Annotated in this window: 10 protein-coding genes; 6 read left to right on the plus strand and 4 right to left on the minus strand. The window is 65.8% G+C overall.

Translation table 11 applies throughout. The features are described from left to right. Window positions 1–2: 2 nt before the first annotated feature. The 4 genes from ACYQ26_RS03210 to ACYQ26_RS03225 all read left to right on the plus strand — a co-directional run bounded on the left by ACYQ26_RS03210 (window position 3) and on the right by ACYQ26_RS03225 (window position 4922). Complete coding sequence (locus tag ACYQ26_RS03210) at window positions 3–1829, plus strand: IucA/IucC family protein (protein ID WP_459806979.1); 1827 nt, start codon at window positions 3–5, stop codon at window positions 1827–1829. Window positions 1830–1953: 124 nt separating this feature from the next. Next, window positions 1954–2511 (plus strand): KH domain-containing protein, encoded by a 558-nt coding sequence (locus ACYQ26_RS03215; protein ID WP_459806981.1) that lies wholly within the window; start codon window positions 1954–1956, stop codon window positions 2509–2511. Window positions 2512–2715: 204 nt separating this feature from the next. Beyond that, window positions 2716–4377 carry a thermosome subunit alpha gene (gene thsA, locus ACYQ26_RS03220; protein ID WP_459807757.1) on the plus strand — a complete coding sequence of 554 codons (1662 nt, stop codon included), beginning with the start codon at window positions 2716–2718 and terminating at the stop codon, window positions 4375–4377. Between the two features lie 416 nt (window positions 4378–4793). Then, window positions 4794–4922, plus strand: a complete 129-nt coding sequence (locus tag ACYQ26_RS03225) for a hypothetical protein (protein ID WP_459806983.1) — start codon at window positions 4794–4796, stop codon at window positions 4920–4922. A gap of 39 nt (window positions 4923–4961) precedes the next feature. Here the strand turns inward: ACYQ26_RS03225 and ACYQ26_RS03230 are convergent, their stop codons facing one another. Then, entirely contained in the window at window positions 4962–5861 is a 900-nt protein-coding gene (locus ACYQ26_RS03230) for a hypothetical protein (protein ID WP_459806985.1), read from the minus strand. Window positions 5862–5990: 129 nt separating this feature from the next. Here ACYQ26_RS03230 and ACYQ26_RS03235 point away from each other — a divergent pair, with 129 nt between their 5' ends. After that, window positions 5991–6986, plus strand: coding sequence for an ornithine cyclodeaminase family protein (locus ACYQ26_RS03235; RefSeq protein ID WP_459806987.1), 996 nt, complete (start codon window positions 5991–5993; stop codon window positions 6984–6986). A 73-nt stretch (window positions 6987–7059) separates the two neighbouring features. Here ACYQ26_RS03235 and ACYQ26_RS03240 read toward each other — a convergent pair whose 3' ends face one another. Then, window positions 7060–8502, minus strand: coding sequence for a sugar porter family MFS transporter (locus ACYQ26_RS03240; RefSeq protein WP_459806989.1), 1443 nt, complete (start codon window positions 8500–8502; stop codon window positions 7060–7062). A gap of 89 nt (window positions 8503–8591) precedes the next feature. Then, complete coding sequence (locus ACYQ26_RS03245) at window positions 8592–9359, minus strand: YqjF family protein (protein ID WP_459806991.1); 768 nt, start codon at window positions 9357–9359, stop codon at window positions 8592–8594. Window positions 9360–9574: 215 nt separating this feature from the next. Here ACYQ26_RS03245 and ACYQ26_RS03250 point away from each other — a divergent pair, with 215 nt between their 5' ends. After that, window positions 9575–10489 (plus strand): transcription initiation factor IIB, encoded by a 915-nt coding sequence (locus ACYQ26_RS03250; protein ID WP_459806992.1) that lies wholly within the window; start codon window positions 9575–9577, stop codon window positions 10487–10489. 95 nt (window positions 10490–10584) lie between these two features. Here the strand turns inward: ACYQ26_RS03250 and ACYQ26_RS03255 are convergent, their stop codons facing one another. After that, window positions 10585–12693 (minus strand): minichromosome maintenance protein MCM, encoded by a 2109-nt coding sequence (locus ACYQ26_RS03255; protein WP_459806994.1) that lies wholly within the window; start codon window positions 12691–12693, stop codon window positions 10585–10587. Window positions 12694–13035 lie beyond the last annotated feature (342 nt).

The following is a 13035-nucleotide window of genomic DNA, read 5'->3' on the forward strand; positions in this document are numbered from 1 at the left end:
CCATGGATCCGAACGACACCACGCTGCAGGACGCACTGGACGCCGAAATCTGGGAGACGGTCGAACGCCGCCTCCTGACGAAGATGCTCGAGGAGTTCACCTACGAGGAGATCGTCACCCCTCGGAAGATCGAGGCCGGCGGCGATCGGTCCGTCTACCGCTTCGACCTCGGCGACGCGAGCTACCGGTTCGAGGCCACCGAGCGGTTGATGGACAGCGTACACGTTCACGGCGACACCGTCGAGCGCCGCAAGGACGGGTCGTGGAGCGACGTCGGCGATCCGCTCCGACTGCTCCGCGACCTCGGCGAGGCGACGGAGCTCGACGGACTCACCGAAGGGAACCTCGTCCGCGAATACAAGCGGACGCTGCTGGCCGACGCCCACATCGAAGCGCGGAAGCGCGACCGCGACGGCGTCGACCCGCTGGCGTTCGACTACGCCGGTCTCGAAGGGGAGATGGACGGCCACCCCTGGATCACCTACAACAAGGGTCGGCTCGGATGGGGCTACGACGATTACGAGCGATACGCCCCCGAGCAGAAGAACCCGGTTACGCTCTCATGGGCCGCCGTGCGGAAGGAGAAGGCGACGTTCGTCGCGACCGAGGGGATCGACCACGACTCGCTCGTCGGGAGCGAGCTCGGCGACCGCTACGACAGCTTCCGCGACCAACTCGCCTCACGGGGGCTCGATCCGGACGCCTACTACTTCCTCCCGGTCCACGACTGGCAGTGGGAGAACAGCATCGTACCGCTGTTCCCCGACGACATCGCCGCCGACGACATCGTCCCCCTCGGGGAGGGGCCGGACGAGTACCTGCCGCAGCAGTCGGTGCGCACCTTCGTCAACGTCGATCACGACGAGAAACACCACGTGAAGGTGCCGATGCGGATCCTCAACACGCTCGTCTGGCGCGGCCTTCCCGGCGAGCGGACGGAGCTCGCACCGACGGTCACCGAGTACATCAAGGGAATCTACGACCGGGACGAGTTCCTCCAGGAACAGGGGCTCGTACTTCCCGGCGAAATCGCCGGCGTCAACTACGACCACTCAGATTTCACTGACATCGACGGCTCCCCCTACCAGTACCACGAGCTGCTCGGCGCCATCTGGCGGGAGTCGATCTACACCTTCCTCGAGGACGACGAGCGCGCGATCACGCTCTCGTCGCTGATGCACGTCGACGGCGAGGGGGTGCCGTACCTCTCGCGTCTCGTCGATCGGTCGGAACTCACTCTCGACGAGTGGCTCGAGGAGTTCTTCGACACGGTGCTGCCGCCGCTCCTGCACTTCCTCTACCGGTACGGAACGGTCTTCTCGCCGCACGGCCAGAACACGATCCTGATCGTCGAGGACGGCGTGCCGACGCGGCTGGCGGTCAAAGACTTCGTCGACGACGTCAACGTGAGCGACCAGCCCCTGCCGGAACTGGAGGCTCTCTCCGACGAGATGCACGACGTGCTTCGGAAAGAGCCCCCGGAAGGGCTCTGCCAGTTCATCTTCTGCGGCCTTTTCGTCTGCGTCCTCCGGTACGTCGCGGACATCCTCGAGGAGCACGAGGACTACCCCGAAGAGCGGTTCTGGACGCACGCTCGAGACGCGATCCTCGACTACCAGTCCCGGTTCCCTGAGCTAGAGGAGCGGTTCGAGCTGTTCGATCTGCTCCAACCGGAGTTCACCAAGCTCAGCCTCAACCGCAACCGGATCTTCGACTACGGGTACGACGACGCGCCCGGTCGTCCCCACGCGTCCGAGCACGGGACGGTGACGAACCCGCTCTACGAAGTCGGAACCGAGCCGGAGCGACCGACCGGCGCTGACGACTGACAGGCCGACCGCCGCGGGCCCGCCGGAGCGCGTTCGCGTTCGAGAGGCCGACGAACGGCTCGCTCGAAAGGTGTCGGAACGCTCGGACCAAGGTCTTAACCTCGACCAGCCAGTACCGTACCGTATGCAACACGTGAAGATTCCGCAGGACCGAATCGGCGTTCTCATCGGCGAGGGTGGCGAGACGATGCGCGAAATCGAGGCCGAGGCCGAGGTGCGACTCGACATCGACTCGGAGAACGGCTCCGTCGCCGTCGAAACCGTCGGCGATCCCGTGCTCGGGCTCAAGGGCCCCGAGATCGTCCGCGCGATCGGTCGCGGTTTCGCGCCCGACGACGCCTTGCGACTCCTCGAGGACGAGATGATGCTGTTCGACGTCGTCGACATCGACGCCGCGTCGCGCAACAAAAACGACATGAAGCGCCAGAAGGGCCGGCTCATCGGCGAGGAGGGCCGAACCCGCGAGCTCATGGAGGAGCTGACCGGCGCCGACGTCGTCATCTACGGCTCGACGCTGGGCATCATCGGCACGCCCGAACAGGTCGACGCCGTCCGCAGCGCTGCCGAGATGCTGCTCGACGGCGCGCCCCACGGGGCCGTCTACTCGTTCCTCGAGGAGCGCCACAACGAGATGAAACATCAGGGCATGGAGTACCACCGGTTCCCCGGCGGCCAGTCCTGATCCCGCCTCGAGCCGGGTCGCCGTCCGGTCCCGGCGACCGACGATTCTCGCCCGCTACCGTTCGGAACAGGTTATAAATACTTGGCCGGTGTGTGCCGCGAAACCGCCGTACTGCGCTCTCGTTGCCCGGTCTGTTTCGCACCTTCTCGAAAAACTTATATAGAATCACAATCAATCCTTCGGACGACTATGGCACAACAGCAGATGGGCAACCAGCCCCTTATCGTCCTCTCGGAGGACAGCCAGCGGACCTCCGGGAAAGACGCTCAGTCGATGAACATCCAGGCCGGGAAAGCCGTAGCCGAGTCCGTCCGGACGACGCTGGGTCCGAAGGGAATGGACAAGATGCTCGTCGACTCGACGGGCAACGTCGTCGTCACGAACGACGGCGTCACCCTCCTCTCGGAGATGGACATCGACCACCCCGCGGCCGACATGATCGTCGAGGTCGCGGAGACCCAGGAGGACGAGGTCGGCGACGGCACCACCAGCGCCGTCGTCGTCGCCGGTGAACTCCTCAGCCAGGCCGAGGAACTCCTCGAGCAGGACATCCACGCGACCACCCTCGCGCAGGGGTACCGCCAGGCCGCTGAGGAGGCCACCGACGCGCTCGAGGAGATCGCGATCGACGTCGACGAGGACGACGACGAGATCCTCCACCAGATCGCCGCCACCGCGATGACCGGCAAGGGCGCCGAGAACGCCCGCGACCTGCTGGCCGACCTCGTCGTCCAGGCCGTCCAGACCGTCGCCGACGACGAGGGCGTCGACACCGACAACATCAAAGTCGAGAAGGTCGTCGGCGGCTCCGTCGAGAACTCCGAGCTCGTCGAGGGCGTCATCGTCGACAAGGAGCGCGTCTCCGACAGCATGCCCTACTTCGCCGAGGACGCCTCGGTCGCGATCATCGACGGCGACCTCGAGATCAAGGAGACCGAGATCGACGCCGAGGTCAACGTCACCGACCCCGACCAGCTCGAGCAGTTCCTCGAGCAGGAGGAACAGCAGCTCAAGGAGATGGCCGAGGGCATCGCCGAAGTCGGCGCCGACGTCGTCTTCGTCGACGGCGGCATCGACGACATGGCCCAGCACTACCTCGCCCAAGAGGGCATCATCGCCGTCCGCCGCGTCAAGTCCAGCGACCAGACCCAGCTGGCCCGCGCGACCGGCGCCACGCCCGTCTCCACGGTCGAGGACCTGAGCGAGGACGACCTCGGCTTCGCCGGTAGCGTCGCCCAGAAGGAGATCGCCGGCGACCAGCGCATCTTCGTCGAGGACGTCGAGGACGCCAAGGCCGTCACCCTCATCCTCCGCGGTGGCACCGAGCACGTCATCGACGAAGTCGACCGCGCCGTCGAGGACTCGCTGGGCGTGGTCCGCACCACCCTCGAGGACGGCAAGGTCCTCGCGGGCGGCGGTGCCCCGGAGGTCAACCTCTCGCTCGCGCTCCGTGACTACGCCGACTCCGTCGGCGGCCGCGAACAGCTGGCCGTCGAGGCCTTCGCGGACGCGCTCGAGGTCATCCCGCGCACGCTGGCCGAGAACGCGGGGCTGGATCCCATCGACTCGCTCGTCGAGCTTCGCGCGGACCACGACGGCGGCAACGAGTCCGCCGGCCTGGACGCCTACACCGGCGACACCATCGACATGGCCGAGGAAGGCGTCTACGAGCCGCTGCGCGTGAAGACCCAGGCCATCGAGTCCGCCACCGAAGCCGCCGTCATGCTGCTGCGCATCGACGACGTCATCGCCGCTGGCGACCTCGCCGTCGAGGACGACGATGACGACGAGGAGATGCCCGGCGGCCCCGGCGGCGGCATGGGCGGCATGGGCGGTATGGGCGGCGGCATGGGCGGCATGATGTAAGCCCAGCTTTTACGCTGCGCTCACTCGCTCACGCCGCTCGCTCGTTCGCTCGGTAAAACCTGGACCAAAAGCACTCCTCGCTCCCGACGGTCGCTCGTCGGCCCGAGCGCGGCAAAGCCGCGCTCGGGGAACGGCATCGTTCGGGTTCTTCGAACCGCTCACTCGCCGATGTTCGGCCCGAAGGATGGTTTGACGAAACTCTCCCGTTCGAACTGACGACCGCCGGGACGAGGAGTGCTCGCCTACCGCTCGCATCGCTTTCGAGTCGGCCCATCTCTTGCCGTTTCGTCGTAGCTCTCGAATCCGTGGTTTCGCTCCGACCTGTTTCCGTTCTGATCTCGCTCGGTTCGGTTCTCGAGTCCTTCCTGATCCGGTTGCTTACAACGTTCATGTAGAATGCGTTACAAGTGTCGGCCGTGACGAACGACGCTGACAGAAAGCGGGACGTAGTGGACGCGTTCGACGTCCGGTACGAATCCGACGGAGAGGGGGAGCGACTCGCAGCGTACCGAACTGGCGTCGTCCTGTTCCGCGCGACGGCGTAAGGCCGTGTGCGGTGTGGCTCGTCCTCCGCTACGCTGCTCTCAGTTCCCGTCCTCCGGAAGCGTGTACGAGCCGATTCCGCGGCCGACCGTCCCCGTCTGATAGGCGACGTAGACCATGTCTCCGCCGGACAGGGCACTGACGTCGCACGCGGCGGTGTCCCCCTGCGTCACCTCCCCGGAGAAGGGTTCGACGACCTCGAGGCTCGCCGTGTCGCTGTTCGAGCGGATGACCACGTCTTCGGCGTGGAACGTATCGCCGCCCTCGTGCGCGATTTCGATCCGTCCGGCGTTCGCGTCGTAGTCGAAGGAGAGGGAGACGGACGGAATCGACACGTCGGGTCGGATAACGATTCCCGGTCCCGACCAGGGGACCTGACCGCTGTCCACGACGCCGGCGGTGTTCCCCTGCCGTCCGGGAAGCGACGTGTGGAACACCTCGTCGATGGCCGTCCACGACACCCGTTCGGAGCCGCCCACTCGATTCGAGTCGATCGAGAACCCCGTCCACTCGGACCGTGCGTCGCGAAACCGTTCGTTGGCGAAGACGTGGTACGTCCACCGGTACCCGCCTTCGTACACCGGTGCGATCCACGCGGCCGGCCCCGAGACGGACAGATCTCGCGAAGCCGCAAACTCGTCGGACGTGCTGACGTCGAACGCCATTTCCGGGTCCGCAAACGTGACCCGGCCGTCGGCCGCGCGCTCGAGCGACTGCTCGAGTCCGTCGGGATACCGGATCGTGGCGCCGTCGACGAGCTGCTTCGCGTCCGCCGCGATCTCCTCCTCGCTCGGTCTCTTGGACCCGCGCTCCGCCTCGTCAGAACTGGCAGACGATTCGACGGTCTCGTCGCTCGAGTTCGAATCGTCCGCGGTCGAACAGCCGGCGAGCGAAACCGAGAACGTCGTCGCCGTGACGGAGAGATACCGGCGCCGATTCATATCGTCTGTCTCGATAGCTGCTCAATAAGAATTCTGGCCGGTTCGACGGGTTGTGCGTCTCACTCGAGCCGTCGCCCCGCCCGCCGCCGATTCACGACGCCTAAGTAGCTTCCCGCGATATTTGCCAGTATGAATACGCTTCTGTTAGACAGCGACGCCGTCGACGAGCACGCGCAGTTGGCTGCCGTCATCGACGGCGTCGAGGAGGCCTTCGGCGCCTTCGAGCGCGGCGACACGCAGATGCCCGCCAAGTCCTACATCGAACTGCCCCAGTACAACGGGGACTTCCGCTCGATGCCCGCCTACCTCGACACCGGCGACTGGGACGCTGCCGGCGTCAAGTGGGTCAACGTCCACCCGGACAACCCCGCCGAGCACGACCTGCCGACCGTCCTCGGGACGATGATCTACTCCGACCCCGAGACCGCCTTCCCGCTGGCGATCATGGACGGCACCGCGCTGACGATGAAACGCACCGGCGCCGCCGCGGCCGTCGCCACCGACTATCTGGCCGTCGAGGACGCTACGACGCTCGGCATCGTCGGGGCCGGCGTCCAGTCCTACACGCAACTCGAGGCGATCAGCGAGGTGCGACCGATCGAGGAGGTCGTCGTCGCCGATCGGGACGAGGAGCGCGTACAGCGGTTCGTCGAGACCTACGAGGACCGGTTCGACGTCCGCGGCGGCTCGATTTCCGAGGCCGGCCACTGCGACGTGCTCTCGACGGTCACGCCCGTCCGAGACCCGATCGTGGGCCCCGACGACGTCGGCGAGCACACCCACGTCAACGCGATCGGGGCCGACGCCGCAGGGAAACACGAACTCGCGGACGACCTGCTGCAAGCCGCCCGGATCGTCATCGACGACCACGAGCAGTGCACCCACTCGGGGGAGATCAACGTCCCGTACAGCGAGGGCGTGCTGACTGACGACGACATCTACGCGGAGATCGGTGAACTCGTCGTCGGCGCGAAGGCGGGCCGGACGGACGAGACCGGCGTCACGGTCTTCGACTCGACCGGCCTCGCGATTCAGGACGTCGCGGCGGCCCGCGTCGTCTACGAGAACGCGAACGCGGCCGACGACGGCTACGCGTTCGGGATGATCGACACGAGCCAGCGGTAGCGAGGCCGTCGGACTCGGCGATCCGTCGGCGTCGCCCTCGAGCCTGGAAAAATACGAACCGCAGTTTTCCTCGTTAATCGTCGCTTCCGGTCGGCACCGACGAGTCGCGTTCGGTGTCGGTTCCCAGCGCCGTCTCGCGCAGATCGTTCTCGATCTCCTCGAGCGAGCGGCCCTTCGTCTCGGGGACGAGCCGGTAACAGAACGCGAGCGCGGCAAGCGAGAGCACGCCGTACAGCCAGAAGGTACCGGACTGGCCGAAGACGTCGACCAGTCGGAGGAAGGTCAACGAGACGACCAGGTTTGCGGCCCAGTTCAGGACCGTGACGACGCCCATCGCGGTCCCGCGGAACTCCATCGGGTAGATCTCCGAGATCATCAGCCAGAACACCGGGCCGAGGCCGATCGCGAAGAAGCCGACGTACAACATCAGACTCCCGGTCGCGACCCAGCCGATGATCCCCGAGAGACCGGGGAGGTAGAACGCGGCGCCGAGAACGCCGAGGGTAACGGTCATGCCACCCAGTCCCGTCAGCAGGAGCGGCCGGCGACCGGTGCGGTCGATCAGCAGGACCGCGACGACGGTCAGCGCGACGTTGACGACGCCGATGCCGACCGTCGCGAGGATCGAGGCCGTGTCCTCGAAGCCGGTCGACTCGAGGATCGTCGGCGCGTAGTACATGACCGTGTTGATGCCGGTGACCTGCTGGAACACCGCCAGCCCGATTCCGACGATCAGCATCGGCCGGACCCACGGCTGCAGCAGGTCGCGCAGGCTACCCGACTCGGTGTGGATCGTCTCCTTGATCTCGCGGAGTTCGTCGTCGATCTGGTGTTCGACGCGGGTGCGAGCCAGCACCTCGCGGGCGTCGGCCTCGCGACCCTGTTCGTAGAGCCAGCGCGGGCTCGCGGGCATGAAGAGCATCCCGACGAACAGGACGGCCGCGGGGAGCATGCCGAGGCCGAGCATCCAGCGCCAGTCGCCGCCCGCCGAGAACGCGTAGTTGACGAGGTAGGCGACGAGGATGCCGGTCGTCACGGTAAGCTGGTTCAGCGACACCAGCGAACCGCGGATCTTCGGCGGCGAGATCTCGGAGATGTACAGCGGGCCGACGACGGAGGCGAACCCGACGCCGATCCCGTCGATGATCCGGCCGAGGATGAGGATCTCGACGGTCGGCGCGATCGCCATGATGAGCGACCCGACGAAGAAGATCACGGCGCCGACCAGGATGAGTCGGCGGCGCCCGAGCCGGTCGGCGAGGCGACCGCCGAAGGCGGCGCCGATGATCGCGCCGACCATCGCGCCGCTGACGATGACGCCCTCGACGAGCGACGAGTTCATCGAGACGCCGAGGATCGCCGTCAGTTCGAACGTTTCTCGAATGTACAACATCGCACCGGAGATGACGCCGGTGTCGAAACCGAACAGAAGGCCGTTGAGTGCAGCTAACGCCGCGACTACGTACACGAACGGGTTACGCTCATCGGCGGCGTCGCCGGTCAGTAACGATGGCATAGCTCGACGGTGCGGAAAGTTAACTATGTACCGAAGTAAAATTGGCGATAGTTCCCGATCGATGATTCGATCCGCACTCCGGCGCCGGGTTAGACCCGGCGCGGAGCCGATCCCGTCATCGAGAGTTCGTCGCAGTAGTACGCGATCGGCGAGTCGATCGGCGTCGGAATCCCGTTCGCCTCGAACATCGTGTTCTCGTGGATCGTCACCTCGGCCGGCTGCAGCGGCCACGGCTCGTGGGACACTTCAGCCGTCAGGACGCCGCCGTTCGCCGGCGCGTAGAACCGCCGCCGTTCTGTGAGCCAGTACTCGAGCGTCCCCGGCTCCGCTCTGAACACCTCGCCGTCGGGCCGGTAGGTCGCCGAGAACCAGCCCGACCCGCGGTCCGGTTCCCCCGCCGCTGTGGGATCGACGTCCGCTCGGCGACTCGAGAACGCGATCCCCGTTTCGCTTCCGCTGACGTGCATCCGCGCGTAGTGGACCGGAAGGCGCGTTTGCCCGGCGACGGCCGCGAGCAGCGGGCTGTCGACGTCGACGCTGAAAAAGAAGAGACCGGAATCGTCCCGATGGCGGACGTACGTCCGGACGTTGAGTTCGGGAAAGGCGATCCTGGTCGCCGACGGGGTGCCCCGGAGGCCGACGTTCACCAGGACGAACGGCAGCACGCTGATCCAGGCGTCTCCCTCCCACGTCTCGAGCGTGAGCGGGTCGGGAATCCGCGGCCGGAGCGCATCAGGATCGATCGGCCAGTGAACGAACAGTCCGTGTCGCCACGTCATCGAGGTGAGATGGGGGAGCGTGGGAAGCGCCGCGTCGGTAGCGTGCCGTCGAAACGGTTCCGTGTAGTGAGCCGTCATTTCGAGCGTGCTGTTGCCGCGCTGCTACACCGGGACGCGGCATAAAACGGCGCGCTGCCTGTTAGATCCGATTGATGTCGCTGCCAGTACCCACGTTCGTTACTCTCAGGAAATGCGATAGAACGTCGATCGCACTACCGTCTGCCCTCGTTTATTTCACTTCGTCCGTTAGTTTAAATACCATCGTGCATAAATCAACTATTACCACTGGCAACATGGCGACTTCCGATTCGAATTCCGATTCGGTCTGTCCGGAGTGCAACGGTCGACTGCGAGAGACCGAGACCGAGACGGTCTGCGAGGAGTGCGGACTCGTCACGACCGAAGACGCGGTCGATCGGGGACCCGAATGGCGCTCGTTCGACGACGAGGAGACCGATCGCCGACGGACCGGCGCGCCGCTCACCCGATCGCGCCACGATCGGGGGCTGTCGACCGAAATCGGGTACGGATCCGGCTCCGACTCGAGTTACGAGACCCGATTGACCGGCCGCAAACGGCGACAGATCGCACGCCTCCGCCGCGAGCACAATCGCGCGCGCATCTCCTCGAAAGCGGAACGGAATCAGGTGTACGGATTCGCCGAAATCAGGCGCGTCAACGCGCAGCTTTCGTTACCGGACTCCGCGCGCGAACAGGCCTGTACCCTGTTCGAATCGGCCCAGTCTGACGGGCTCTTTCAGGGCCGTTCGCTCGAGGGCTTTGCCGCCGCCGCGATCTACGCGACGTGTCGAACGCGGTCGGTCGCGCGCACGATCGACGAGATCACCGCCGTCGCTCGCGCCGACGCCGACGAACTCCGGGCCGCCTACGACGCGTTGAACCGCGAACTGGGGCTGCCGACCGGGCCGATCGATCCTGCGCAGTACCTCCCGCGGTACGCCGCGCAACTCGAGGTCGGCACTGCGGTCGAACGCCGCGCCCGCGAGCACGCCAACGCGCTTTCCGAAGCCGGACGCGTCGGCGGCCGGAACCCGAGCGGCGTCGCTGGCGGCTGTCTCTACAAGGCGACCCAGGAACGCGAGGAGTGGCCGACGGTCACTCAGGCGGCCGCCGCCGACGTCGCCGACGTCGCGCCGGTGACGATTCGTTCGACGGTCACCGCGCTCGAAGACCTCGCCGAACAGTAGTCAGGTAGCGCCGACCGCGGACACCGCCCGAGCATCCCCGTGTCGGAAACGATCCGCCTCCCGTTTGCGCTCGAGAATCGAACGATCGGCCGCCCTCAGGTCGTCCGCAGCGTATCCGTACTCGGCTCGTAGACCTCGCCTTTCTGTTTGAGCTTGTCGATCTCGTGTTCGGCCTTCGACTGGTCCATGCCGACCTCCTCGGCTCGCTCTAAGACGATGTCGACCGGCGCGCCGTCGTCGTACTCCTCCTCGATGTCGCTGATGAGTTGCTTGAGGTTCTTGATCCGGTCGCGCTGGGACTTCGAGGTGCCGGCCTCGACGATGTCCGCGTCGAACTCGCCCGTCTCGGGGTCGACGCCGATGTCCTGCAGACAGGAGCGGACGATCTCGATGACGCGGTTCGCGTCCGACTCCTCGACCGTATCCGAGAGCCGCACGCGGGCGCTGGCCTCCGAGAGCCGGACGAGCGCCTCGAGCTTCCGGGCCGTCACGGGGACGGGCGCGTCCTCGTCGGTCCCCTTGGATCGGAGGTCGACGTAGAAGTCTCGGATCGCCTCGCGGGCCTCCTCGGTCATTCGGGGGTGGCAGTTCTGCTTCGCGAAGGCGATGTACTTGCGCAGGAGTTCGGCGTCGATCTTCGGATCGACCTGCTCGGTCATCTCGTCGATCTCCTCGTTGCTGACCTCCAGCGAGGTCATCTGCTCTTGCTGGGTGGTCAACTCGCCCGCGTAGTTAGTGGTGAGGATGTGCTCGGCGAGGTTGCGGTCCTTCTCCTCGTCGGGCTGGTCGGTCACCGTGAAGATCAGGTCGAACCGCGAGATGAGCGCCGGCTCGAGGTCGATCTGCTCGCCGATGGGTTCGTACTGGTCGAAGCGGCCGTACTTGGGGTTTGCCGCGCCCAGCAGCGAACACCGGGACTTGAGGGTGGCGTTGATCCCCGCCTTCGAGACCGAAATCTTCTGCTGTTCGAGGGCCTCGTGCATCGCCGAGCGGTCCTCCGGGCGCATCTTGTCGAGCTCGTCGACCGCCGCGATCCCCTGGTCGGCCAGCACGAGCGCACCGGCCTCGAGGGTCCACTGCTGGCCGTCGCCGAAGTCGTCGCGGACGGCGGCGGCGGTGAGACCGGCCGACGAGGAACCCTTGCCGGAGGTGTAGACGGAGCGTGGGGCGATGTTCTGGATGTAGCCCAGCATCTGCGATTTACCAGTACCCGGGTCCCCGATCAGGAGCATGTGCAAGTCGCCGCGAATCCGCGAGCCGTCGGGCAACTGCTTCGTGACGCCCGAGAACAACTGGAGGATCATCGCGAGCTTCTCCTGCTCGTAGCCGTAGATCGAGGGCGCGATCGATCCGATCATCTGCTCGTAGACGTCCTCGCGGTTGGAGATCTCGTAGATCCGCTTTTTGTCCTCGTCGGTGATGTCCATGTCCTCGAACTGCTCCTCCTCGATGTCGACGGACATCCCCTCCATGTAGAAGTCGAAGACCGGGGACTTGTCCTGCCCGTCGCCCTGCTGCTCGAGGCGGAGCACGCCGGTCGCGGAGACGTGGTCGCCGGGGGTGACCTCGCCGGTGATGTCGTCCTCGACGTGGACGTCCAGCGACTGGGGCGTCTCGCCGCCGCGCAGTCCCTCGGGGCTCTCCTGAATGCGGAGCTTCTGGGAGTCGACGAACTCGGACTGGTCGAAGTTCACCTGGAACGGGCCCTGTCGTTCGCAGCCCTGGCACTCGTGGGGTTCCTGGAAGTCGCCGCTGGATTGCGGAACGCGGGTGAGGGTGCCACAGAGCTGGCACTCGAAGGCGGCCTCCTCGATCTTGGGGCGGACGTCGGTCGCTTTGCGGACGATCCCGCGCACCTGGACGAGGGAGTTCATGTCGCGGGCGCGGATCTCTCGGATTTCGGGCGACTCGGTTTCGGGCAGGTTTCGGACGCGAACGTGGGCCTGCCCGAGGCTGACGTCGATCGGGAGGTCGTAGAGTCGCAGCGCCTCCTCGGCGTAGCGCTGGAGCTGTTCGGGCTGGTTCAGGAAGTCGTCGGCCAGATCGGGATCGAAGCGGTAGAGGTCCTGCCAGTCGACGTGGAGCGATCGCTGTTCGTTCGGGTACTGCTGCGCAAGCTGCTTGATCTCGTTGTCGTAGTAGTTGCGGAAGAACTGCTCGAAGGAATCGACGAGTTCGGAGTTACCCGCTTGCGCCTGCGCCATTACACTGTGGTACGGGCGTCAACGGGTATAAATGGTAGCAAAGCGGGGCGAAACTGATCGCGTGTCGCGACGGGGGCGGCCACGTCGAACGAGTTGTCGTTCCCGACGTCGGCCGGGAACGCACACGCCGTGTCCTGTCTCGGTCCCTGTCGTTCACGTGGCCACGATTCCGAATATGTCTCGTTCAGTTATGTATGTACGGCCAATTCATTTTGGTAACTGCCGATGGAATAATTCGATTCCGGCAGTCGTCCTCGCCGAATCCGATCGAGGCGACGGTACGGTCGCGATTAGACGGACGGCGTCCGCGACCGCGTGGACTTCCCGGGACGTGCGCACTGC

Source organism: Halopiger thermotolerans (assembly GCF_054654555.1).

Excerpts from the sequence above, each read along its gene's own strand:
- ACYQ26_RS03215 (WP_459806981.1), top strand. The coding sequence starts at position 1,954 with ATGCAACACGTGAAGATTCCGCAGGACCGAATCGGCGTTCTCATCGGC.
- ACYQ26_RS03255 (WP_459806994.1), bottom strand. The coding sequence starts at position 12,693 with ATGGCGCAGGCGCAAGCGGGTAACTCCGAACTCGTCGATTCCTTCGAG.
- ACYQ26_RS03230 (WP_459806985.1), bottom strand. The coding sequence starts at position 5,861 with ATGAATCGGCGCCGGTATCTCTCCGTCACGGCGACGACGTTCTCGGTT.
- ACYQ26_RS03210 (WP_459806979.1), top strand. The coding sequence starts at position 3 with ATGGATCCGAACGACACCACGCTGCAGGACGCACTGGACGCCGAAATC.
- ACYQ26_RS03240 (WP_459806989.1), bottom strand. The coding sequence starts at position 8,502 with ATGCCATCGTTACTGACCGGCGACGCCGCCGATGAGCGTAACCCGTTC.
- ACYQ26_RS03235 (WP_459806987.1), top strand. The coding sequence starts at position 5,991 with ATGAATACGCTTCTGTTAGACAGCGACGCCGTCGACGAGCACGCGCAG.
- ACYQ26_RS03245 (WP_459806991.1), bottom strand. The coding sequence starts at position 9,359 with ATGACGGCTCACTACACGGAACCGTTTCGACGGCACGCTACCGACGCG.
- thsA (WP_459807757.1), top strand. The coding sequence starts at position 2,716 with ATGGGCAACCAGCCCCTTATCGTCCTCTCGGAGGACAGCCAGCGGACC.
- ACYQ26_RS03250 (WP_459806992.1), top strand. The coding sequence starts at position 9,575 with ATGGCGACTTCCGATTCGAATTCCGATTCGGTCTGTCCGGAGTGCAAC.